The 24835-nt window shown below is 35.0% G+C and carries 21 protein-coding genes; 11 read left to right on the top strand and 10 right to left on the bottom strand.

Annotation, left to right across the window (positions count from 1 at the left end; translation table 11 throughout):
- Window positions 1-425: 425 nt before the first annotated feature.
- From ACZ2G0_RS11705 to mnmE, 3 genes are all read right to left on the bottom strand, one after another.
- Window positions 426-1568, bottom strand: a complete 1143-nt coding sequence (locus tag ACZ2G0_RS11705; protein WP_417982809.1) for a tyrosine-type recombinase/integrase — start codon at window positions 1566-1568, stop codon at window positions 426-428.
- A complete protein-coding gene (locus ACZ2G0_RS11700) occupies window positions 1565-2128 on the bottom strand; it encodes a helix-turn-helix domain-containing protein (RefSeq protein WP_417982811.1) in 564 nt (187 codons plus the stop codon). The genes ACZ2G0_RS11705 and ACZ2G0_RS11700 overlap by 4 nt, the downstream gene beginning before the upstream one ends.
- Window positions 2129-2360: 232 nt before the next feature.
- Window positions 2361-3761: a tRNA uridine-5-carboxymethylaminomethyl(34) synthesis GTPase MnmE gene (gene mnmE / locus ACZ2G0_RS11695; RefSeq protein WP_470307815.1), complete on the bottom strand. Its 1401-nt coding sequence runs from the start codon at window positions 3759-3761 to the stop codon at window positions 2361-2363.
- 290 nt (window positions 3762-4051) lie between these two features.
- Between mnmE and ACZ2G0_RS11690 the strand changes: the two genes are divergently transcribed.
- Both ACZ2G0_RS11690 and ACZ2G0_RS11685 read left to right on the top strand, forming a co-directional pair.
- Entirely contained in the window at window positions 4052-4885 is an 834-nt protein-coding gene (locus ACZ2G0_RS11690; protein ID WP_470307814.1) for a universal stress protein, read from the top strand.
- Window positions 4886-4991: 106 nt separating this feature from the next.
- A complete protein-coding gene (locus ACZ2G0_RS11685) occupies window positions 4992-6764 on the top strand; it encodes a MutS-related protein (protein ID WP_470307813.1) in 1773 nt (590 codons plus the stop codon).
- A gap of 209 nt (window positions 6765-6973) precedes the next feature.
- Here ACZ2G0_RS11685 and dnaN read toward each other — a convergent pair whose 3' ends face one another.
- From dnaN to ACZ2G0_RS11660, 5 genes are all read right to left on the bottom strand, one after another.
- A complete protein-coding gene (gene dnaN, locus ACZ2G0_RS11680; protein WP_470307812.1) occupies window positions 6974-8092 on the bottom strand; it encodes a DNA polymerase III subunit beta in 1119 nt (372 codons plus the stop codon).
- 109 nt (window positions 8093-8201) lie between these two features.
- Window positions 8202-9887, bottom strand: coding sequence for a gliding motility-associated ABC transporter substrate-binding protein GldG (gene gldG, locus ACZ2G0_RS11675; RefSeq protein WP_470307811.1), 1686 nt, complete (start codon window positions 9885-9887; stop codon window positions 8202-8204).
- The gene (gene gldF, locus ACZ2G0_RS11670; protein WP_470307810.1) at window positions 9887-10612 is read right to left on the bottom strand and encodes a gliding motility-associated ABC transporter permease subunit GldF; all 726 of its coding nucleotides are present in this window, start codon (window positions 10610-10612) and stop codon (window positions 9887-9889) included. The genes gldG and gldF overlap by 1 nt, the downstream gene beginning before the upstream one ends.
- Before the next feature lie 16 nt (window positions 10613-10628).
- Window positions 10629-10925 carry a putative quinol monooxygenase gene (locus tag ACZ2G0_RS11665; RefSeq protein WP_300286018.1) on the bottom strand — a complete coding sequence of 99 codons (297 nt, stop codon included), beginning with the start codon at window positions 10923-10925 and terminating at the stop codon, window positions 10629-10631.
- Between the two features lie 51 nt (window positions 10926-10976).
- On the bottom strand, window positions 10977-11816 hold the full coding sequence (locus ACZ2G0_RS11660; RefSeq protein ID WP_470307809.1) for an SAM hydrolase/SAM-dependent halogenase family protein: 840 nt from the start codon (window positions 11814-11816) through the stop codon (window positions 10977-10979).
- Between the two features lie 195 nt (window positions 11817-12011).
- Here ACZ2G0_RS11660 and ACZ2G0_RS11655 point away from each other — a divergent pair, with 195 nt between their 5' ends.
- The 5 genes from ACZ2G0_RS11655 to ACZ2G0_RS11635 all read left to right on the top strand — a co-directional run bounded on the left by ACZ2G0_RS11655 (window position 12012) and on the right by ACZ2G0_RS11635 (window position 18209).
- Window positions 12012-12962 carry a PhoH family protein gene (locus ACZ2G0_RS11655; RefSeq protein WP_300286331.1) on the top strand — a complete coding sequence of 317 codons (951 nt, stop codon included), beginning with the start codon at window positions 12012-12014 and terminating at the stop codon, window positions 12960-12962.
- 93 nt (window positions 12963-13055) lie between these two features.
- The gene (locus tag ACZ2G0_RS11650) at window positions 13056-13871 is read left to right on the top strand and encodes an SDR family NAD(P)-dependent oxidoreductase (RefSeq protein WP_470307808.1); all 816 of its coding nucleotides are present in this window, start codon (window positions 13056-13058) and stop codon (window positions 13869-13871) included.
- A 93-nt stretch (window positions 13872-13964) separates the two neighbouring features.
- Window positions 13965-14801, top strand: coding sequence for a Cof-type HAD-IIB family hydrolase (locus ACZ2G0_RS11645; protein ID WP_470307807.1), 837 nt, complete (start codon window positions 13965-13967; stop codon window positions 14799-14801).
- A gap of 24 nt (window positions 14802-14825) precedes the next feature.
- The gene (locus ACZ2G0_RS11640; protein WP_470307806.1) at window positions 14826-17174 is read left to right on the top strand and encodes an alpha/beta hydrolase family protein; all 2349 of its coding nucleotides are present in this window, start codon (window positions 14826-14828) and stop codon (window positions 17172-17174) included.
- An 84-nt stretch (window positions 17175-17258) separates the two neighbouring features.
- Window positions 17259-18209 carry a phosphoribosylaminoimidazolesuccinocarboxamide synthase gene (locus ACZ2G0_RS11635; protein ID WP_470307805.1) on the top strand — a complete coding sequence of 317 codons (951 nt, stop codon included), beginning with the start codon at window positions 17259-17261 and terminating at the stop codon, window positions 18207-18209.
- A gap of 77 nt (window positions 18210-18286) precedes the next feature.
- On the opposite strand, the gene ACZ2G0_RS11630 is transcribed toward ACZ2G0_RS11635, so the two are convergent.
- On the bottom strand, window positions 18287-18955 hold the full coding sequence (locus ACZ2G0_RS11630; RefSeq protein ID WP_470307804.1) for a spermidine synthase: 669 nt from the start codon (window positions 18953-18955) through the stop codon (window positions 18287-18289).
- A 60-nt stretch (window positions 18956-19015) separates the two neighbouring features.
- On the opposite strand from ACZ2G0_RS11630, the gene ACZ2G0_RS11625 reads away from it, so the two are divergent.
- Window positions 19016-19576: a 1-acyl-sn-glycerol-3-phosphate acyltransferase gene (locus ACZ2G0_RS11625; RefSeq protein ID WP_470307803.1), complete on the top strand. Its 561-nt coding sequence runs from the start codon at window positions 19016-19018 to the stop codon at window positions 19574-19576.
- Between the two features lie 89 nt (window positions 19577-19665).
- Here ACZ2G0_RS11625 and ACZ2G0_RS11620 read toward each other — a convergent pair whose 3' ends face one another.
- Entirely contained in the window at window positions 19666-20127 is a 462-nt protein-coding gene (locus ACZ2G0_RS11620) for a helix-turn-helix domain-containing protein (RefSeq protein WP_470307802.1), read from the bottom strand.
- A gap of 309 nt (window positions 20128-20436) precedes the next feature.
- Between ACZ2G0_RS11620 and ACZ2G0_RS11615 the strand changes: the two genes are divergently transcribed.
- The 3 genes from ACZ2G0_RS11615 (at window position 20437) to ACZ2G0_RS11605 (ending at window position 24835) form a co-directional block, all read left to right on the top strand.
- Window positions 20437-21591 carry a M14 family metallopeptidase gene (locus tag ACZ2G0_RS11615; protein WP_470307801.1) on the top strand — a complete coding sequence of 385 codons (1155 nt, stop codon included), beginning with the start codon at window positions 20437-20439 and terminating at the stop codon, window positions 21589-21591.
- Between the two features lie 78 nt (window positions 21592-21669).
- Window positions 21670-22149, top strand: coding sequence for an Lrp/AsnC family transcriptional regulator (locus tag ACZ2G0_RS11610; RefSeq protein WP_132109674.1), 480 nt, complete (start codon window positions 21670-21672; stop codon window positions 22147-22149).
- 100 nt (window positions 22150-22249) lie between these two features.
- Entirely contained in the window at window positions 22250-24835 is a 2586-nt protein-coding gene (locus ACZ2G0_RS11605) for a phosphoenolpyruvate carboxylase (protein WP_470307800.1), read from the top strand.

Here is a 24835-nt window from a genome sequence, read left to right as displayed (position 1 = left end):
AATTAAGGAATAGGCGGTTAATCCTACCACACCGACAAAAAGCCGAACAGCAATGTTCTGCTTTTTTGTCTTATCCTGAGATCACCTTTTTTCAGTTTATCTGAAGTACTATATTCATCAAGTGTTTCTGCGCCAATGTGTTTCAATTAATCCTTTTTGTCCTCTTGTTGGCTGGTGCCCATTTCGTTGTGGTTGGACAGATGGTAAAAATTTTCATATGATACAATTGACAAATACTTGCTTTTGAAAAAAAACAGCTTCACTTGTATTCACTTCGATCAATTCTATATTGGGATCTACATTTTGTCCGTTTTTGAGAAAATCTGCAATAAAATGATGTGCCTTCGACTTTAAAGCACCAAAAAAGCCACCTCAAAGCAAAAGTAGAGAATTCATTTTTCTTTTTTAACTAGTATTAAAAAATGTTATTTAAATGAAATTTTATTAATTGTTTCTCTTTTTTTCTCGTCGATGATTTTTGTATATATCTGCGTTGTCTTTATGTTTTTGTGACCTAACATTTTCGATACCGTAAAAATGTCGGTACCTGCCGCCATTTGCAATGTTGCATATGTATGACGAAAGCAGTGAAACGTAATATGTTTTTCAATTGATGCGTCTTTAACCCAAATAGGCAGTAAACGGTCTACATCCCATTTTTTTAAATTATAAAAAACTCTCTTACTTTGTGCCTCTTTTTCACCTAGGAGCTCGAACGCTTCTTGAGAAATAGGAAGGGTTACCGGTCTATCAGTTTTTTGTTGCTTAAATCTTATGTAATATCCTTCACTTTTACTATACTGCACTTCTTCCCATGTAAGTTTTGATATATCGGAATAGCGCATGCCTGTGAGCAGAGAAAAAAGACTGACACGTTTGACAATTTCCTTTTTACAAGGGGTTTTAAATAGCCTTACAGCTTCTTCCATGGTTAGAAAATTCCTTTGAGACTCTTGTTCCTTTATGCTTTCAATTGCAGCATTGACATCGGTCTGCAGCAATCCTTTTTTGTATGCTTTTCGAAGAGTAGCTTTGATCTTATTGAAATAAGTTAAAGCTGTATTCTGAGCTAAAAACTTACCCTTTTTCCTGATACATTTTGCCTTTAAGAGATACTCCCTAAAATCTTCTATAACAGTCACATCGATATCCTGTATCAGTATATCCTCATTCTTAAGAAAATTTTCAAAGTGGATAATGGCATAAGTCCAAATATCACCGTTATTACCCGTTTTTTGCTCTGCAACAAGCTTGATATACTGCAGAAATGATTTTTCGCCAATCTCTTTAAGACGAAGTTGCTCCATCTCAAAAGGATTGTAGATCTGCGGCTTATTTACTTCATTAAACCTATTTGCACAGATAATTTCAGCTTTATATAGATTCTCGGAATTCAAAGCTTTTTCAATAGCACTTTTTGGTTTTGGAACCAAAAATAAACTTAAATACTCCCTGCGGGAAAATTTACGGGCTTTAGTGTTATATATCGGTGGAAAAAAATCAAGATATAATGTTATCCTACCACTTGGAAGGGTTCTTTTTCTTAGCGTAACGTTTATATTTTTCATCTCTCCCCAGCATTAAAAATTATATCAATATCCTGTTTGGCTACACAGGTGAATTTTCCAACGGAATATTTTACTATACCCTGCCGTTGAATCAATAGATAGAGCGCTCCTGAAGAAATATTATACTTCTGTTGAATTTCCGTTATAATATAGCAATTGTCAAAACCAGGAAATTGCTGTCCAGTTTTCAAGGTTACATCCTGTACAGGAATTGCAAAAAAAGCTTCAAGATCGCATCTGCGGATAACAGTTCGTTTGCCAAACTTTGCAATGTCCAGCTGTCCATTGTTAACTAACCTGTAAAGCGTACTTCTGCTGATTCCAAAAAGAAGGGTTGCCTGAGTAATTTTTAAAAACTCAAGTGGCTTTATTTTTTCTAAATCTGTGTTTAAAAGCTGAACGATCTCGTTATTGCTTTTTTCTACTTTTCCTTTGCGCACCATTGATTTATAACCACGGCTGTTGCAAATGTGCGAACAATACCGTGTACGCGTTGTTCTGGCTGTGAACTGTTTTTTGCAGTGCTCACAAATTCTGATAACCTCAATGTTAGAACTCATAATGTGACTAATTTTGTGTCCCATTGTGTCTATGTGTCTCTCTGTGTGTCATAATTTCGCCAAAGAAAAATCCAATAAGGAAAATTATTTTCGTGGTACAATAATGGTACAAAAAGGAACAAACTATCTGCAAATAAAGCTAAATAAACAGAAAGAAGAATCCCAGTTAAAATGCCTTTTTATGACATTTTAACTGGGATTCTTTGTTTTATTTTGTGATGTTTTGTGAAACCTATTTTCCGATACAAAAGTTAGCAAATATATTCCCCAACAACTCATCATTTGTAACTTGCCCAGTGATCATCCCAAAATGATACAAAGCCTCGCGAATGTCAAGCGCCATTAGGTCGCTAGAAAGATTGGTTTCTAGTCCGTATTTTACTTTAGTCACTTCGTCTAATGCTTTTAGTAGCGAATCGTAATGTCTTGTATTAGTGACTATTGTTTCATTATTACGTAAGGCACCAGTGTTTACGAAAGAGAGTAGTTGATTTTTGAGTTCGTCAACACCAATTTTCTCTTTGGCACTCAGAAAAATCAGTTTAATGTTTAAGGATTCCAGTTCTTTTTGAATAGTACTAATTTCAAGATCTGACAATAAATCGAGTTTGTTGATCACAACAACCAATGGCTTTAAAGGAAATTGGTTCTTGATTTTTTCAATTTCGATGATGTATTCTGAACTTTGAACTTTAAACTTAAAACTATCAAACAAATATAAAACGACTTGCGCTTGTTCAATTTTTTCAAATGTTTTCTTGATTCCGATGCTCTCAACGACGTCTAAAGTCTCGCGGATACCAGCAGTGTCTATGAAACGGAAACCGATTCCGCCAATAACTAATTCGTCTTCGATGGTGTCGCGTGTAGTACCAGCAATTTCTGAAACAATGGCGCGCTCCTCGTTTAATAAGGCGTTTAATAGCGTGGATTTCCCTACGTTAGGTTCACCAACAATAGCAACTGGGATTCCGTTTTTGATTACGTTTCCTACTGCAAAGGAGTCGATTAAGCGTTTAAGTACAAACTCGATTCGGTTTAGGAGTTCATGAAACTGTGTTCTATCGGCAAATTCTACGTCCTCTTCGGCAAAGTCTAATTCTAACTCGATTAGGGAAGCAAAATTCAATAATTCTTCACGCAGTTTCGCAATTTCGTTAGAGAAACCACCACGCATTTGCTGCATTGCGATTTGGTGCGACGCTTCATTGTCTGACGAAATTAAGTCGGCAACGGCTTCGGCTTGTGAAAGATCTAATTTTCCGTTTAGGAAAGCACGCAATGTAAACTCCCCTGGATCGGCCATACGGCAGCCTTTGCGAAGTAGTAATTGTATGATTTGTTGCTGAATGTAAGTGGAGCCGTGACAGGAAATCTCGATGGTATTTTCGCCAGTATAGGAGTTGGGTCCTTTGAAAATAGAAACTAAGACTTCGTCTAGCGTTTTAGCATCATCAACAATATGCCCTAGATGTAGAGTATGTGTTTTTTGATTTAATAAATTTTTGTTTTTGATGGATCTAAAAACCGAATTTCCAATCGTGATGGCTTCTTGTCCTGAGATTCGTATAATGGCGATAGCTCCAGCTCCTGATGGGGTTGCTAGTGCTACTATGGCGTCGTTGTTTAGCATGGTATAATGTATAGGTTGCAAAGGTACTAAAACTAAAGAAGTGATGGAAAGGATTTAAGTTGATTGTTTGCAGGGTTCGCGTGAGGGGTAGAAGCAGTCCGCCGAAGCGGAGCGGATGACCCGACAACTTCTAGAGAAAAGGGCCACTAACGATAAACAATGGAGCCCTTTTTTCTAGAGGGTGGCACGCCCAAATTTATCTTAAAAAAGGGATAACAAACTGATTTTTATCATAGTATTTCCGTAACTTTAGGTGTAATTTTGAGCTACTAACTTCTAAAATTATCAAAATGAAACGTATCCTTTTTCCAACCGATTTTTCTGAAACAGCTACCAATGCCTTTGTTCACGCTTTAGAATTTGCAAAAATGATCAAAGGGGAGCTGATTTTATTGCACACCTTTGAACTTCCTATTATGGACACGCAGTTTTTTCCGCAGAATTATATGGAAATTTATGAGTCGCTGGAACTTTCGCAATTTGAGATGTTCAAAGAGGAGCTGCCTAAATTGCATTCGATTGCTATGGCACACAACCTAGATCATATTAAAATGACGCACCGACTCATGGATGGCGAATTAGTGTACAACATCGAGAAAGCGATAAAGGAAGACAAAATTGATTATGTGGTCATGGGAACTGAAGGCGCTTCGGGTTGGTCCGCTTTTTTTATGGGAACCAATACAGGTAGTGTTTTAGTAGATGTCGCGGTTCCTACTTATTGCATTCCGAATGGCGCTGAATACAAAAAAATACAAACCATAGGTTTTACTACTCGTTTCAGGGAGAAAGATAAAAAAGCCTTGAAAAATGTTTTAAAACTCGCTAAAAAAGCCAACGCTCAGGTGCATTGTTTGTATGTGAAAACTTCAGACTCGGATGTGTCCAAAGAAACTGTTAAGGAATGGGAAAAAGAGTTTGAAGGTGAGGGTGTTGTGTTTTGGGTGATGTTAAGTGATGATGTCAAAGAATCTATTGTGGATTTTATAGTTCAAAGAGATATTGACGTTTTGACGATGCTTACTTATAAAAGAAGTTTTTTTGAAGGGTTATTCCATCCTAGTTTTACTAAAAAAATGGCCCAAAACCTCAGTATTCCAGTTCTTGTTATGCCCATTGAATAAATTGATTACCGAGACAGCTACGCATTACGATAGGTTATAGAATAGGTCTTTTTTAAGTAGTTTATTCCGTAGGTACGCTTATATTTGTAGCTCACTTACCATTATTATGAAAGTATACCAAGATAAAATTACGCAGTTCACGTTAGCATTACAATCCATTAATAAAAAGTACAATTCAATTAGTTTGCTTAGGCTATTGGTGATTGTGGCTTTTTTTGTTTCGGTTTATTATTATGTAGAGCAACAAACGATGCTCTTTTTAGTACTAGCCATCGCGCTTTTTGTCGGATTCATTTTCTTGATGAAGCTGCACTCGAAGTTATTAAATGACAAAAAAATAGCCAATGCGCTCCTTACGATTAATGAAAACGAATTAGCATTTGTGAGTAAAAGTGAGTTGCCTTTTGAAGACGGACAAGCGTTTATTGATTTTCAGCATCCATACGCCTATGATTTAGATATTTTTGGTACTCATTCTTTATTTCAGAATCTGAATAGGACAGCTACTTTTATTGGAAAAAAAACGCTGGCTGAGCGTTTACTTGTTTTAGCTCCTAATGAGGAGATAATCGAAAATCAAGCTGCAGTAGCGGAACTTTCGAGTAAATTGGACTGGCGTCAGGATTTTTTGGCTTTCGCCAAAGTAAGTCAGGATAACCAATCCAGTTATGAATCGCTATTGCGATGGAGTACTTTTAATAGTAACCCGCTGTCTCGATTGACTATTATTGGCTCCTATATTTTGCCACTACTTTTTATCGGGAGTGCGATAGGCTACTTAATCAGTACGAATACCATTTTTGTATCGGCAATGTCGTATTTGTTTATAATTAATTTGGCATTTTTAGGCAAGTATTTTAAACGCATTCAAATCGAGATTTCCAACTCAGATAATATCGATAAAATACTGAAGCAGTACAGTAAACTACTTCAAAAGGTCGAAGAGGAAAAATTTAATGCACCAAAACTACTTGCTTTGCAGCAAAAATTAAAATTTAAGGAGAAAAACGCGAGTGCACACTTTCAAGAACTATCGGAGTTGTTTTCGAAAATGGATAGCATTAATAATTTGATCACGGCCACCTTATTTAATGGCTCCTTTTTGTATAATTTACACGCTTTAAAAGATTTATTAAAATGGAAAAAAGAGCATGCCACAGCGCTTGAAGATTGGCTTGCAGTTATTGGTGAGTTTGAAATGCTGAACAGCTTTGCAAATCTATCGTATAACAACCCCGACTTTGTTTTCCCAACTTTGAACACGGATTTCAAAATTAGTTTTAATAACCTAAGTCATCCTTTGTTAAACAGCGCTACTAGAGTAGGGAATGAGGTCCAGTTTTACCCACAGTCCTTTATGATCTTGACAGGGTCAAACATGTCAGGTAAAAGTACTTTTTTACGTAGTTTGGGTATTAATATGGTTTTAGCGGGAGCAGGATCAGTAGTGTGTGCTGCTGCAGCAACAGTACATCCTTTGCCGGTTTTGGTATCCATGCGACTTTCGGATTCCTTGTCTGATAGCGAATCCTATTTCTTTGCCGAGATTAAGCGCTTAAAGCAAATAATGAATGCGTTAGAAGTTCAACCAGCTTTTGTACTATTAGATGAGATATTACGCGGAACCAATTCAGATGATAAGCGAAACGGAACCATAGAAGTGGTGAAAAAAGTAATTGCTAATAAAGCAATAGGAGTTATTGCAACACATGATATCGAGGTTTGCTTGACTACTAATGCGTTTCCTGCGATCTTAACTAATAAATGTTTTGAGGTCGAAATAGTCAATGACGAATTGCACTTTGACTACCAACTTCGTGATGGGATTTGTAAAAATAAAAGTGCTACCTTCTTGATGACGAAGATGGGCGTGATTTAGTTTTATTTTTTAAAAAGTGTACTAGAAATCATCATGGGCAGATCTCGTGGAGTTCTAATAGAAGTCAATAAAAAAAAACCGTCTAGTTATAAAACTGGACGGTTTTTTTAAATATAAAAATGGTTTGGTTAATAGCGGAATTGCTTTACAATGATACTACTTATAAGTTAATAATCAAAAAACTAATCCAACAAAAGGATAATTTTTTGTTAACTATTTAACATAACTGGCATTACTAACATCGTAACTGTTTCTCCTTCTTCTAGACCATCAACGGGTGTTAAAATTCCGGCGCGGTTAGGTAATGACATTTCTAACATAATCATATCGGATTGTAAGTTTGTCAACATTTCAGTTAAGAAACGAGAGTTGTAACCTATTTGCATATCATCTCCTTGGTAATCACACGTCAATCTTTCCTCAGCTTTATTAGAGTAATCAATATCTTCGGCAGAAACATTTAATTCAGCACCTGCAATTTTTAAACGAATTTGGTGTGTAGTTTTGTTAGAGAAAATCGCAACACGACGAACAGAACTCAAAAATTGAGAACGATCAATCATTAGTTTGTTTGGATTTTCTTTTGGAATAACCGCTTCATAGTTTGGATATTTTCCATCGATCAAGCGACACATTAAAATATAATTATCAAAAGAAAAAGTAGCGTTTGAATCATTGTATTCAATTTTAACCTCTGCATCAGATGTACCTAGGATACTTTTTAAAATGGTCAAAGGCTTTTTAGGCATAATAAAATCAGCAACTTCTGAAGCTTTAACATCAGTTCGAGCATACTTTACTAATTTATGAGCATCTGTAGCAACAAAGGTTAATCCTTCTGGAGAAAATTGAAAAAATACCCCAGACATTACAGGACGTAAATCATCATTACCAGCAGCAAAAATGGTTTTGCTTATAGCAGTAGCTAATACATCAGCAGGTACCAAAGTTACAGACGGCTCTTCAAGATTAACAGCTTTAGGAAATTCTTCTCCAGGAGCGTACGCAAGAGCATACTTTCCAGAATTAGAACTAATTTCGATTGTACTATTTTCTTCTACTGTAAAAGTTAATGGCTGCTCAGGAAACGTCTTTAAAATTTCCAAAAGTAATTTTGCAGGAACAGCAACACTACCTTTACTCGTTGAATCGATAGCCAAATTAGCTGACATTGTGGTCTCTAAGTCGGATGCCGAAACAGTTAATTCGTTTTGGTCTAATTCAAATAAGAAGTTATCTAAAATTGGTAACGTATTGTTACTATTAATAACACTACCTAAAACTTGCAATTGTTTTAATAAGTACGAGCTCGATACTATAAATTTCATCTGTTTTATTTTATTTTTTTGGTATTTCTTTTAGTTTTATTCGCTAAAGCTAATACATTGTACAAATATATCGTAAACTATGCTACGATTATAAATTTTTTATTAACATCTATCTTGTATATCTTCTTTTTCTAATGAAGGTAAATAAGAAACCAAAAACTGCTAAAACCACAATTGGTAATCCGATGGTAAGCATTTGGGTAAAGCTATAGGTTTCATATACTTTTTCTTTATCCAAAAGTGGCAAATCGAGTTCTTTAGAGCGAATGTTTATTAATCCGGTATCATCCAAGAGGTAATTGACGCAATTCAGTAAGAAATCTTTGTTGTCATATAAGTTTCCGGATCGCTGATCGTAACCAAGCTCAACAGGTTGAAAGTCCTTATCTACTTGATTTTTAATTATGTCTCCATCAGAAATAACGATCATTTTGTTAGGCACTCCTTTAGTAGTGTATGCTTTTTCGTCGAAAGCAAGGACTCTGTTCTCAAACATAGACTTAAAGCTTCCTTCTAATAATACAGCCATAGGCAAGTTACCACTATTAATATAATGATTAGGACTCGTTTCTTCGGCTACTATATTAAGGTTGACTTCAACTGGCGTACCTATTTTTTTCGAATATTTAGACGATTGCAAAAGCACCGTTTTCTTAATTCCGTTTTTCAACGTATCAATCGGATTGGCAAAGTCAAATTTGATGCCGCCCAGTTTTTTTACAATAGGATGGGTACTTTCGGGATAGACTTGCGGCGCAAATTTCCAATTAAACGCTTGGTACTGTGTAGCACTGCCGCGTTCACCGGTAGCGAGCTTAATAGGACTTCCTTGTTCGTCTTTAATTATATCAGGATTGATTCTAAACCCGTATTTAAAGAACATATCATTAAGATTTAAATCCCTAGGAAAAGCTAAAGTAGCACCATTCGAATTGTAAAGACTATCCATTTCAACAGCCACTTGATCCACCAACCACATGGTTTTTCCGCCATTCATGATGTATTGATCTAAAACTTGTTTTTCGGATTCCGAAAACCCTTCTGTTGGTTTCGCTATGATGGCTAAATCGTATTTTTGTAAAGCTTCTAAACTACCATTTGGATTTTTTGCAACGGAGTCCAAGGTAAAAGGACCAATATGGTAACTCTCGCGTACTTGTAAAAGGAATTTTGCGATGTAAATATCTTTTAATTCGCCGTTCCCTTTGATGATTGCTATACTTTTTTGCTTGTCTTTGGTAATTTTATTGATGGCATCAGCAATCGAGTATTCTAAGTGTTGGACAGAACCAATTACTTTTTCGGTAGTAGAAGCTCCCATGATGTTTTTTAACAATGGAATTGTCACCTCTTTATTGTTGTAAACAGCCATAGCCCAAGGAAAAACCATCGCTTGCGATTGCTTTCCTTTGTCGTCAACGGTTATGTTCACAGGCGTCATTCCTTTCATGTACAAGGCTTTCACATTTTCTTCGCTGTGCTCTTCGTCTTCCATAGGATCTACGAATTCAAAAGCAATATCCGAATTATAAGCCTGAAACTCTTCTAATAATTGCTTTGTTTCCTGCTGCAAACGGGTGAATTCAGGTGGTAAATCACCCTGCATATAAATTTTTATGGCAAGCGGTTCCTTAACTTGTTTTATAATACCAAGCGAAGTAGGAGATAAGGTGTACCTTTTATCCTTGGTTAAATCAAAACGATAGAAAAAGGCATTTCCAAGAATATTGATAACAATAAGAATCGCAACAATTAGAACGACACTCTTTAGATTTTTAGATTGAGTAGGCACCATTACAATTTAAAGGATTTAAGTTTAAAAACAGTGAGCGATAAAAACAGTACAGTGCAACTTACAAAGTACAGCAGGTCTCTCGTATCGATAACGCCTCGACCCATACTTTTAAAATGATCTTGCATTCCTAAAGCACTAATTAACGATGAAAAACTAGGAGCAAGGCTAGCCAATCCCTCAAAACCAAAGTAGAAAACAAAACAAATAAATACCGACAAAATGAAAGCTACAATTTGGTTTTCAGATAAGGTCGAAGTAAATATACCAATGGAGCAGTAGGCAGCGATTAGAAATACAAGCCCAAAATACGATCCTAACGTGCTTCCCATATCGATGTTACCAATTGGAGATCCTAAGGTGTAAATCGCCCAAACATAGATAACGGTAGGGATAATTGCTAAAATGATAAGCAATACCGCTCCAAAAAACTTACCGCTAACTATTTGCCACACGCTTAAGGGTTTAGTCAGTAATAATTCAAGTGTTCCTTGTTTCTTTTCGTCTGAAAAACTGCGCATGGTTACTGCTGGAATCAAGAATAATAGGATCCAAGGTGCTAAGGTGAAAAAAGGCGATAAATCAGCAAAACCAGAATTCAAAATGTTAAAATCACCATCAAAAACCCATAAGAACAGGCCGTTGATGATTAAAAAAATGGCGATTACTAAATAACCTATTGGCGAACCAAAAAAGGAATTAATTTCTCTTAAAACGATTGCTTTCATTGTAGTGTATTTGTTTTTAGGCTAGCGAAGCTAATTTATCTACGCTCCAAGCTTGTGGCTTATCATTGAATAATTTTTTGGTAAAACTCCAAACTTCATTGAAAAAAGCCGAGGTTCGATAGTTTTCCAAATCTTGTTCTGTTTCCCAATAGCTGTACGTGAAAAAAATATTTTTATTGTCTTTATCTTGGTACAATTCCAACAAGCGATTGCCTGCCGAAGACCGAATTTGATCTTTAATAATTTCAAAATTCTCCAAAAAAGCAGGAATGTTGTGCTCATGGAAACTCAATTTTACAATACGTATAAACATCTCTTTTGTTTTTTATTTGATTGAAGAAAAACGGAATGCTTCAAGCATAAGCTAAAGCTCCTTATTTTTAAATTCTATGGCAACTACATCTCTATATGTAAGTCCTAATAAACTAGACGCAGAGCCAAATTTGGAAGGGTTGCTTCTGAAAATAGCTATTTCAAGAAAGCCCGCTTCATTGAAAATAGCTAACTTTTCGCCTTCATAATACTTAATTGGATATTTCTCCGTGTTCGCGATGGCGGAGTAATTAGGCAAAATCGTTTTAATGTTTTTTGTCTGCATGATAATTTCGTACGGACGGCCTTTAGCAACCTCTAAAAACTGTTTTTTAGAAATATTAGTTACAGTATTCCCAAAATGGTCTACGTAAACCACATGACCTTTGAGCAGTGTATTATCGGAATTAACGACGGCTTTGAGCTCTGTTATTTCCTTTATCGACGGTATTTCCCTTCCTATCACATTTAGTAAACCGCCTTTGGCAATATGACAAGCTACCATCACGAAAACATCCAAGCCTGAGGCATCGGTAGGTAACCGATCGTGAATATTGATACTAACGATTTTTTGAGGGACAATCTTTTGCGAAAGCATACTTAAAATACCATTATCAGCCGCAATAAAGTACGAATCATTCCACTGCATGGCAATATGTTGATTTTCTTTATTCAGCTCCATATCAACACCTATTAAATGAACGGTTCCTTTTGGAAAACTACTGTAAGCCGCACTAATTATATAGCTGGCTTCAACCGTATTAAAAGGATCAATGTCATGCGAAAGGTCAACAATGGTCGCTTCTGGAAACTCAGATAGGATTTTCCCTTTCAATGCACCGACAAAGTGATCTTTCAAGCCATAATCGGTAGTAAGGGTAATTATTGACATAATATTGTTTATAACTAAAGGTGCTATCTAAAACTAATTTTCATTAAATTTGAGAAATGCAAAGCTAATAATAGTAAATTCAAAAAAGCAAAAAAGCAAAAACAAATTCAAAATAAAAACCAATTGTGTGGGCGCTAACAAAGCAAAATAATTGGCTTTTAACAAATCATTATTTTTAATATAAAACTACAACTTTTGAACGAAAGAATTATCGAGCTCATAGACATCGCTCCAAAAGAGTTTTGGGGTGCTCAAGACACTCATCTTGAAATGATTAAAAAATATTATCCAAAATTAAAAATAGTTGCCAGAGGGACAACTTTAAAAGCATTTGGAGAAAAAGAAATCTTAGACGAGTTCGAAAAACGTTTTCACAGGCTAATGGTCCATTTTTCAAGGTATAACAATATCGATAATAATGTCATCGAGCGTGTTATACTTGGAGATAGTCAAGACGAAAAAAGAATGTCACCTAATGATAAAATTTTAGTGCACGGTGTTGGTGGTAAAATTATCAAGGCGATGACTCCCAATCAGCAATTGCTTGTTGATACCATTAATAAAAACGATATGGTGTTTGCTGTAGGACCCGCCGGTACCGGTAAAACCTATACCGGAGTAGCGATGGCCGTAAAAGCACTAAAGGAAAAACAAGTGAAACGTATCATTTTGACTCGCCCTGCGGTAGAAGCAGGTGAGAATCTAGGTTTTTTACCGGGTGATATGAAAGAAAAATTAGACCCTTACATGCAACCCTTATACGATGCGTTGCGCGATATGTTGCCTAATGAAAAATTAGAAGACTATATTTTAAAAGGAATTATTCAAATTGCTCCTTTAGCGTTCATGCGGGGTCGAACGCTTGATAATGCTTTTGTGATTTTGGATGAAGCACAAAACACTACGCATTCGCAAATGAAAATGTTTTTGACGCGTATGGGAAAAAGTGCCAAATTCATGGTTACTGGTGATCCTGGACAAGTAGATTTGCCGCGCAGAACCATTTCAGGACTAAAAGAAGCCTTGTTAGTTTTAAAAGATGTGGAAGGTATTGGGATTATTTACCTAGATGATAAAGATATTGTCCGACACCGATTAGTTAAAAAAGTAATTGATGCATACAAGCAAATTGAAAATAACGATTAGAACCTTTGTTTGAAAAGCCATAGTTTAGAATAAAAGCGATGCGACCCCAATTGGGGTCGTATTTATGAAATAAAAAATCAAAATAAATAAGTATTGAAGAACGTAATTATAACAGGCGCATCAGGTGGAATAGGTAAGGAGTTAGCGTTGCATTTTGCTAAAAATAACTGGAATGTTATCGCTACCATGATTTGCTTGGAACAAGGAAAAGAACTTCAAAATATTGAAAATATAAAATATTACATACTCGATGTAACTAGTACGGATAGTGTAAATGCGGCCAAAACTGTCATATTGCAGGACTATAAAACAATAGATTTAGTGATTAATAATGCTGGAGTTGGCTACCGAAGTTTTGTCGAACTAGCCGAAGATGACGAAATAGACAAAATTGTAAATGTAAATTGGTTGGGAGTGGTAAAAGTATGCCGCGCTTTTATTCCGGTTTTTCGATTGCAAAATAACGGGCACTTTATCAATATTTCTTCTATAGCTGGATTGGTCAATTTGCCATTAGGTAGCTTTTATCATGCTACAAAGCACGCTGTGGAAAGCTTTTCGGAATGTTTGGCTTATGAAGTCAAGGATTTTAATATCGCGATCTCGACGGTTCAATTTGGAAATACACCTTCTAATTTTCAAAAAAATGTAACTCGATCGGAACAATCTTCGATTGCTTCTTACAACTCCTTAATGACTACTATTAATGAGGTTGTTGAGCGAAAGACCAAGAAAAACAAGGACTTAAAGCCTAAAATTAGTAGTGAAATATTAAAAATTGCCGAAAACCCAAAACCAAAATTCAAACGTTATACAATTGGGTTTGATGCAACTTTGCTATCATTTTTAAGAGGCCTATTAGGATATCGTCTTTTTGGACGATTAATTGAACGCTTTGTCTTTAAGTAAAATGGGGTAGATAAACGAGCTAGGATATTTGTTTTTTTGCTTCTTGAGCAGAATAACAATAAATTTGAGGAACTAATTAAGGATGTTAAAATAATGAAGCAGGAGATAAAAGTAATTATAAGCGATTTAGACGGTACGCTATTAAATCCCAATCATGAAATTGGTACCTACACAAGATCGGTTTTTCAGGAACTGTACCAACAAGGTTATTTGATAGTTATCGCAACGGGTAGACACCACCTAGATGCTATGCCTATTGTCGATACGCTAGGTTTTCCAACTTATTTAGTGACTTCAAATGGCGCTAGAATTCATGCTCCCAACCGCGAGTTACTGTACGCTAAAAATATTGATTCTGATGTGATAAAAGCAATTCTGTCGGTTGAGCGTAATGCTGAAATCACTACAGTTTTGTTCAAGGAGGAAGTGTGGCAAACAAGCAAGGACAATCCTAAAATCAATAGTTTTCAAACTAAAATGAATTATGTTCCGGAAATTGTCGATTTTGATCTATTGAAGGATTACTCAGGAATAAAATTATTTTTCACTCATGACAAGCACAGTGTATTAGTAGAACTTCGGGACCGAATCGCAACAAAGTATCCCCAGCATTTTAACCATGCTTTTAGTTTACCACATTGCTTAGAATTCATGCACAAATCAGTAGATAAGAGCGTTGCCATACAGGCAATTTTAGAGAAAGAGAGTTTTACTTTGCAACAAGCGATTTCATTTGGAGATGGATACAATGACGAAGAAATGCTAAAAGCAACAGCGAAAGGACTTTTAATGGGGAATGCACCTGAGAGTTTAAAAACTAAATTATCACATTTAGAAACTATTGAACCTAATAGTGAAGATGGAGTAGCTAAGTATTTAGAATTAAATTTTTTAACTAATAGAAATAAGTACAAAACAACCAATATTTAATCATTAAAAAAGACTACCAATACTATGAAAAAAAACATACTAGTACTATTGTTTCTGACTTGTAGCTTCGCTGTGCAAAGTCAAAAGTTGCAATTAGAGGAAATCATGAAAGGAGATGGTTTCATCGGAAATCAACCAACTAATCAAAGATGGTCTTTGGACGGTCAAAAAATTTATTTTGATTGGAATCCAAAAAACGAAATCGGTTCGAGTACCTATTTTGTTGATAAAAGCAATAAAAAACCACAATTAGCGTCCGCTAAAGAAGCTGCATTTTCAAAATTAAATTTTGTTAAGAAGCCTGGTTCTAACTTAGCCTATTATGTAAGTAAAGGTGCTTTATATAGCTATGCAATCAAAGAAAACCGAATTAAAAAACTCATTCAACAAAGTAGTGCAATCTCTAATTTGCAACTGGCTCACGAAGACGGTGTTTTGTTTTTTGAACAAGAGGACAACATGATGAAGTTCAATACTGTCAACGGAACTTTGGTACAATTATCTAATTTTAAAAGTGGTAAAGCACCAAAAGAAGATACTGAAGCCGATTCCTTTTTGAAAACCCAACAAAAAGAACTTTTCCTTTTCGTAAGAGATCAAGAAGCTAGTAAAAAATGGTACAAAGAGAAATCAGAAGAGCTAAAATCGGATTTTCCCAAAGAATATTTTTATGGTAAAAACAGCATACAAGGCCTGAAAGCAAACCCAAATGGGAATTATTTAACTTTCAATGCCGCTGAGCCTACTGATTTAAAAAGTGAGAAAATGGAGGTTTTCATCACTTCTGACGGTTACAACAAGTCGCCTGATACGAAGAGAAAAGTTTCTGTAGACAACCTGACACCTATTAAGTTTGGTGTGTATTCGATAATAAAAGATTCGGTTTATTACATGAATTTCTCAAAACTAAGTCACCTAAAAGATACTCCTGAATACTATAAACTGTATGATAATTTAAAAGATAAAGAAAAGACAGAAAGACTTATTTATGTACAAGAACCAACCTATAATGATAACGGTTCACTAGCTGTAACAGAAATCAGAAGCCAAGACAACAAAGACCGTTGGATTGTAAAGTTAAATTTGGCAGAAGGTACCTTCGAAGAAATCGATTATCAGCATGACGAAGCATGGATCGGTGGACCAGGCATTCCTTCTTACACTTACAGTTCGGGAACTTTAGGTTTTTTGGGAGATAACAACACGATTTACTATCAATCTGAGGCTTCTGGATATTCGCATTTGTACATTTATAATCTTAATTCTAAGAAAAAACAGCAACTGACTAAGGGCAATTGGGAAGTGCGTGATGTTATTTTGGCGAAAGACAAAAAATCTTTCTATTTAACAACAACGACTATTCATCCCGGAAATCGAAATTTTTATAAATTGGCTGTAGCCGATGCTAAACTACAACCGATATTAGCAAAAGACGGTGCCTATGAAACCAGCTTGTCTCCTGATGAGACTAAATTAGTATTCCGCTATTCTTATAAAAACAAACCTTGGGAATTATTTGTGGCGGACAACAAAACGAATCCTGTTCAAGAACAAATTACTTTTTCGACAACTCCTGAATTTAATGCCTATCCTTGGCGCAGCCCTGACGTAATCAGTTTTAAAGCGCAAGATGGTACTATGGTCAATGCTCGATTGTATAAGCCCGAAAGCAGCAATGCCAATAAAGCGGCAGTTATTTTTGTACACGGAGCTGGTTATTTGCAAAACGCACACAATTACTGGAGTACCTACCACAGAGAATATATGTTTCATAATTTGCTAACCGATGCGGGTTATACGGTTTTAGATATTGATTACCGCGGTAGTGACGGTTATGGTAGAGATTTTAGAACTGGGATTTACCGTTTTATGGGCGGAAAAGATTTATCAGATCAAATTGATGGTAAAAAATATTTAGTAGACAATCTAAATATTGATGCTGGTAGAGTAGGGATTTACGGTGGATCGTACGGTGGTTTTATTACCCTAATGGGAATGTTAACCACTCCAGGAGAATTCAAAGCGGGAGCGGCGTTACGATCAGTAACGGATTGGGCGCATTACAACCATGGATATACTGGGAATATTTTAAATTTCCCAGAAACGGATCCTTTGGCCTACAAAAAAAGTTCCCCTATTTATTTTGCAGATAACTTGAAGGGTGAGTTGCTTATGTTGCACGGAATGGTTGATAATAATGTGGAATATAAAGACATTGTGCGCCTTTCGCAGCGTTTCATTGAACTTGGAAAGAAAAACTGGACTTTGGCCTCTTTCCCAGTTGAAGCACACGGATTCAAAGAAACCTATTCTTGGGTAGATGAATACAGCCGAATTTTAAATTTATTCAATAACTCCCTATTGCAAAAATAGTTAAAAGCAACGCAGAAAAAGGAAGTTAGTATTTTGCGTATCTTTACTAAAAACCTACTTTTGCCAAAACAATAACACACAACAATGAATACAATTACAACTACTAATTTTACATTTCCTGAACAAAAATCGGTTTACCGTGGTAAAGTCAGAGAAGTTTACAATATCAATGACGAATTATTGGTCATGGTGGCTACAGACAGGCTTTCGGCTTTTGATGTGGTTTTACCAAAAGGGATTCCGTATAAAGGTCAAATTCTGAATCAAATTGCAACTAAATTCATGGAATTAACAGCCGATATCGTCCCGAATTGGCTCATTGCAACTCCTGATCCCAACGTTGCTGTAGGTCATTTGTGTGATCCTTTTAAAGTCGAAATGGTTATTAGAGGCTATTTATCAGGTCATGCCGCAAGGGAGTACGCTCAAGGCAAAAGAACGATTTGTGGTGTAACAATGGCTGAAGGGCTGAAGGAGAACGATAAATTTCCGGAGCCAATTATTACGCCAACGACCAAAGCAGACAATGGAGAACATGATGCGGATATTTCGAGAGAAGCAATTTTATCTAACGGAATAGTTACCGAAGAAGATTACCTTGTTCTTGAAAAATACACACGCGCCTTGTATCAAAGAGGAACAGAGATTGCGGCTAGTAGAGGTTTGATTTTAGTGGACACCAAATATGAATTTGGTAAAACAAAAGACGGTAAAATCGTTTTAATCGATGAAATTCACACACCGGATTCGTCTCGTTATTTTTACGCAGAAGGCTATCAAGAGCGACAAGATAAAGGCGAAGAACAAAAGCAATTATCTAAAGAATTTGTTCGTCGTTGGTTGATTGAAAATGGTTTTCAAGGACAGGACGGACAAGCAATTCCGGAGATGACTGAGGCGTATATTGAGTCGGTTTCAGAAAGATACATTGAATTATATGAAAATATTCTAGGTGAAAAATTTGTAAAAGCCGATATTGATAATATTGATGATCGCATTAATGGCAATGTTGTAGCTTATTTAGCTTCAAAATAGAAAGTCATTTCAAATGATAAGTAAAGCCGCAATTTTTAAAAATTGCGGCTGTTTTATTTGTTGTAATTTGACAGCTTTTAGAGCGCCACGCTTTCAATGATAATAAGCTCATTGTGTTGTTCCACTCGGGGTAACGTTCGCATGCTAAAATGAGGCTCCTTAAAATCAGCCAAGTATTTTTTGTTGCGAAGACTACTAGGCTCATCCAGAATCATGGTATTAAAAAGAACAAATCCCTTTTGCTTGAGCAAAAAGCAAATTCGTTTCGTAAAGAAGGATTCAAATAAAAAGGCAGGCATTGTTGTATCTTGAAAAATATCAATTAGAATTAAATCATATTTTTTAGTTGTTTTCAGCACAAACTCAAAAGCATCATCTATAATAATTTGAAGATTCGGAATCTCATTTAGTTTAAAATGCGCATTGGCAAGGGTAATAATTTCGGCATCGATTTCAACACCCGTTATTGCTCCTGTAAACTTAATATCTTCAACTAGCGTTTTTATAACACTACCTCCAGCCACACCTAGAACGAGTATTTCGTTCATTTGTTTGATTTTTTCAAAGCCAATATGTTGCAAGCCATATTTTAAAATACGTTGTAAACTTCCGTACGAATAATTGGTATTTGCTGAATCTAAAACTAATTCGCCATTAGCCCAAGTCACTTCAAGTGTCTTGCTAATAGCTGATTTAGTGCTATATATGTTTATTGGTAAAAAATAACTTCCTATTTTTTTTAGCATAGAATCAGATTTATTGAAAAATAAGGTTTAAATTATATATTTTGCATCAAAATTGCAAATATGAAGAAGCTTATCTACAAATTTATTTTCTTTAGACTCATGGGCTGGAAAATTGTTGGCAGCATTGATCCCGCTTTGAAAAAATGTGTGATGATGGTCATGCCACATACCAGTGCTCACGATTTTTACTTAGGTATTTTCACAAGGGGAATTACGGGCTTAGAAATGAATTTTGTAGGCAAAAAAGAATTATTTCGTTTTCCACTGCGTTCGTACTTCAAGTACATGGGAGGAGAACCCTTAGATCGATCCGGCGGTTTAAACAAAGTAGACGCTATCGCTGCCATTTTTGATAAAAAAGAAACATTCAGGTTGGCGGTAGCTCCTGAAGGAACCAGAGACAAAGTAAGTACGCTTAAGACAGGTTTTTATTACATAGCTTTAAAAGCTAATGTTCCTATTGTTCCCGTAGCCTTTGATTTTGGTAAAAAAGAAGTAAATCTAGGACGTCCTATCGCTCCAACAGGTGACCTTGAAAACGATATGGCGGCACTTTTAGAACATTATAGAGGTGTGGTTGGTAAAATTCCAGAGAAAAGCTATTGGGTCCCTGAAAAATAAAAACTTATTATATTTCAGGTTTTTTAAAGTATTAAAAGTAGCTTGTATCATCGAATGTAATATACCCTCCGTAAAAGTAGCAAGTCCATTTAAGGAACATAACTTTTAAAAGTTCCATTTTTATAGAAGATTACAATCTTTTCGATTTCATTTTTTTCATTGTTGGCAGTAGGAAATGAATTTGCAATGGCTGCTGTTTCAATTTCTGCTATTGAAGCAGTACTTTTTTCTGATGGAGTTTCGCTAAATAAATTTCCTATCTCATTTTTGTCCGTTGCAACCGTTGGAGTAGCGGGAGCTAATTTCTCAGGAGTGGTTTCTTCATTTTTAGGAAAGTTTCCTTTTCCATTCAAAATCCAATACAAATCTACATCAGGAAAAACATCTAAAATTTTCAGAATAAAATCAAGACTTGGCTTATTTCTACCAGAAAGTAGGTGAGACAAGCTAGAGCGTTGTACGCCAATTTTGTCGGCAAAACCAGAGGCATTTAAACTGTAGTAGTCTAAGATAATCTCTAAACGTTTTATGAAATCTTCTGTGTTTACCATTGTAAATTAAGTTTTTATTCCAACTGTTACAAATGTAATTAAAAAAGTCTGAAACTACTATATTACAATTGTAAATTATTAAAGTAGGGAATAAAAACAATAAGTAATGGTTAATATAACTTATCATAAAGTATTGATTAGTAAATATATAGTACTTAACAATAAAATAGGTAACAATTGTATACGAGCTATTGTACTTAGTTTACTTTAAACCTAGAAATAGTGTTTACATTTCTAAAATATCGATATTTTTTACTGTTTACATTTGTAAATATAAAGATGTTTACTTTTGTAAATTAATAATTAAATATGAATTTCGAAGCATTATTCACTGACAACAAGGACCAATCTATTAGCGGGAGATACGTAACTTTAGATTCAATTGAGCCTATTTTAAAACGATTAAATACCAACAATCAGCTTTCCATTATAGGAAAATCGGTTTTGGGCAAACCTATTTATAAATACCTCATTGGGACAGGAAATATAAAAATACTACTATGGTCTCAAATGCATGGAAATGAAAGCACTACTACGAAAGCCTTGTTTGATTTCTTGAATTTGCTGCACTCTAAATCGGATTTAGCTACCAAACTGCTAGACCGTTTTTCTTTTTGTTGCATTCCGATGCTAAATCCAGATGGTTCGGAACTGTATACTAGAGAAAATGCCAATAAAGTAGATTTGAACCGAGATTCTCAGGATCTTACACAACCCGAAAGCAGGGTTTTACAAGCTGAATACAATTCGTTTAATCCAGATTATTGCTATAATTTACATGATCAGCGCACCATTTTTGGAGTTAGTGATACTGGGAAACCTGCAACACTATCGTTTTTAGCCCCTTCCTATAATGCCGACCGTGAGGTAAATACATCACGTTTAAAAGCAATTAACGTAATAGTGGCGATTAATAAGGTGCTACAAGAGTTAATTCCAGGTCAAATAGGACGTTTTGATGATTCTTTTAATATTAATTGTATTGGTGATACTTTTCAGTATTTGGGAACGCCTACTATTTTATTTGAGGCAGGACATTTGCAGGATGATTATCAGCGAGAGGAAACAAGGAAATATGCATTTGTCGCATTGATTTCGAGTTTTCTAGCAATTTACGAAAACGATATAGTTGTTAATAGAATTGACGAATATTTGAATATTCCTCAAAATAAAGCTGTTTTTTATGATTTTATGTATAAAAAGGTTAGGATTAATTATGATGGTATCGAAAAAATAACGAATTTTGCATTGCAGTATAAGGAAGAGTTAATTGAGAATATGATTACTTTTAACGCTTATTTTGTAGAAATTGGTGATTTAGAAGGTTACTACGGTCATTATGTGTATGATGCGAACGAAGCGTTGTATTCAGATGATGAAGATGGTTTTCCGAAATTAGGTCAAAAAGCCAATTTTTATTTAAATAAAAGTATAAAAATTGTTAATGGTTTAATAATAAAGTAATTTTTTTGATAGCTTTGCCTTTTTTATGTATATTTTTATACTGCAACACAACTAAATAATAATGTTAATTAATGAAATATGAGTAAGTTCCGTTTAGATGAAGTAGATCACCAAATTTTAGATATGTTGATTGATAATACGAGAGTTCCTTTTACAGATATTGCAAAAAAACTGCTAATCTCTGCTGGTACCGTACACGTTAGGGTAAAAAAAATGGAGGATGCTGGGATTATTATGGGATCTTCATTAGTTCTTGACTATGATAAATTAGGTTATTCTTTCATCGCTTATGTTGGTGTTTTTCTAAACAACACATCTCAAACTAAGTTTGTTTTACAACGTATTAACGAAATACCATTTGTAACGGTGGCTTCTGTGACAACAGGAAAATTTAATATTTTCTGTAAAATTAGAGCCAAAGATACCAAGCATGCTAAAGACGTAATCTTTATGATTGATGATATTGAAGGTGTTTATAGAACTGAAACTATGATTTCTCTTGAGGAAAGCATTAACGATAAAAAGCGTTTGATGCACACGATCTTTAAAAACATGTAATTTACTTGAATGCTATATTTGTGTAATATAACCTCAAGTTAGTTCTTGAGGTTATTTTTTTACACCTATTTTAACGACCACTAACCAACTACAACACCTCATGTATACTTTACCTAAAATCCAACGTTTTAATGAAAACGTGCTCTCTAAATACAATATTTACAACAGTGTATTTATTACGCTACCTTTTGATTCTATTGATAATACAGGGGTTTTACTTCCTTTATTTACAGAAGTTTGTGAAAAAGGATTCAAGCGATCACAGACGCCAAAAGAAATTATGGATTATTTTTCCAAAAAATACTTGCAGTCTGATGATGAGAAGGATAAAATAGATTTGATGTTTCGTTTTATTCAATATATCGAACGCCAAATTGTTTTATTTGATGCCGTTGAAGATGCTGCTTTTCCAATTGTAAACAATATGGAAGGTCGTGGTTCGTTGCGCGATATAAAAGAAAAAGCCGAAGCGAAAGGGAAAAAGGCAGAACTTATTGCGTTTTTAGAAGATTTTAATGTCAGAACAGTGCTTACGGCACATCCTACTCAATTTTATCCTGGGTCTGTTTTAGGAATTATAAACGATTTAACTGATGCTATTCGCGGAAATAATTTATTGAATATCAAGGAACTTTTAGCCCAGCTAGGGAAGACACCTTTTATAAAGAATGAGAAACCCAATCCCTTTGATGAAGCTGTAAGTTTAATTTGGTACCTCGAAAATGTTTTTTACCATACTTCAGGTGATATGGTTCATTACTTGCAGAAAAACGTGTTTCAAGGTGAATCGATTCAGAATGCATTGATCAAATTAGGTTTTTGGCCAGGTGGAGATCGAGACGGAAATCCTTTCGTGACAACCGAGATAACATTGAAAGTAGCGGAGCGTTTGAGAACTTCCATTTTAAAGTGTTATTATATAGAAATACGAAATTTAAAAAGAAAGCTAACTTTCTATAATGTAGATGTTTTAATTACAGAACTTGAACACAAACTTTACCGTTCCGTGTTTTATTCAAAAGGTGATATTTTTATTACTTTAGAAGAATTTAAGGCGCAATTAAATAAGATTAAAACCATTGTTGTAACACAGCATCAATCTCTTTATTTGGATCAATTGGAAGCTTTAATTATTAAAGTAAATCTATTTGGTTTCCATTTTGCTTCTTTGGATATTCGTCAAAACAGTAAAATTCATGATCAAGTTTTCAAAGATATTTTTGATTTTTATGTAAATGCCGCGGTTCCCGTTTTTCCATCAAACTATTACGAGTTGACTGAAACCGAAAAATTTGAGGTTCTTGCTACGGTTTCGGGTAAGTTAGATGCTGCTAATTTCTCTAATGAAATTACAAAATCTACTATTGAATCCATTCAATCCATCAAGATAATACAAGAAAACAATGGTGAACTTGGCGCCAATAGATATATCATAAGCAATAATGAAAGTGCTTTAAATGTAATGGAGACTTTTGCTATGATTCGTCTATGCGATTGGGAAACTCCTACTGTTGATGTGGTGCCGTTATTTGAATCCGTTGATGATTTGATGAACGCACATACCATTATGGAGCAATTGTATACGAACCAAGCGTATTTTAATCATTTAAAGGCAAGAGAAATGAAGCAAACTATTATGTTAGGTTTCTCTGACGGAACTAAGGATGGTGGTTACCTAATGGCGAATTGGAGTATATACAAGGCCAAAGAGGAATTAACGGCAATTTCTAGAAAATATGGCGTTAAAGTTATCTTTTTTGACGGACGCGGTGGACCACCAGCACGTGGAGGAGGAAAAACACATAAGTTTTATGCCTCTTTAGGTCCGAAAATTGAAAATAACGAAATCCAAATAACGGTTCAAGGGCAAACCATTAGTTCTAATTTTGGAACAGTTGATTCCTGTCGATACAATTTAGAAAATTTACTAAGCGCAGGAGTAACGAATCAGGTATTTAGTAAAGAACAAAATAAAATGTCTAGCGCCAATAAAGAGGTATTGGATCAATTGGCTAATTTAGGGTATACGAAGTACTTAAGTTTTAAAAATCATCCTAAATTTATTCCTTATTTAGAAAAGATGAGTACCTTAAAATACTACGCTAAAACAAATATTGGTAGTCGTCCATCCAAAAGGAGTAAGTCGGACCAACTTGATTTCAAAGATTTAAGAGCGATCCCATTTGTAGGTTCTTGGAGTCAGTTGAAACAAAATGTCCCTGGTTTCTTTGGTGTTGGTTCTGCTTTAAAGCATTTTGAAGAAATGGACCAATGGCATAAAGCACAAGAGTTGTATGATAGTTCGATGTTCTTTAAAACGTTACTTGAAAACAGTATGATGTCGATGGCAAAGTCCTTTTTTCCGTTAACGGCCTACATGAAAAATGATCCCGAATTTGGTGAGTTTTGGCAAATAATATATGATGAGTTCTTAGAAACGAAGCGACTTTTATTGAAAATAGCAGGTCATAAAGAGTTGATGGAAAACTATCCTGATGGTATAGCTTCTATTCAAATAAGAGAACGTATTGTATTGCCATTGTTGACAATACAACAATATGCTTTATTACGAATAAATGAACTTAATAAAGAAGCAGTAGTAAATGACGAACTTATAAAAGTTTACGAAAAAATTGTTACACGCTCCCTTTTTGGAAATACAAATGCAAGCAGAAACTCAGCCTAA

Source organism: Flavobacterium sp. KKT103, from assembly GCF_055640565.1.
This window is presented reverse-complemented; position numbering and strand designations above follow the sequence as displayed.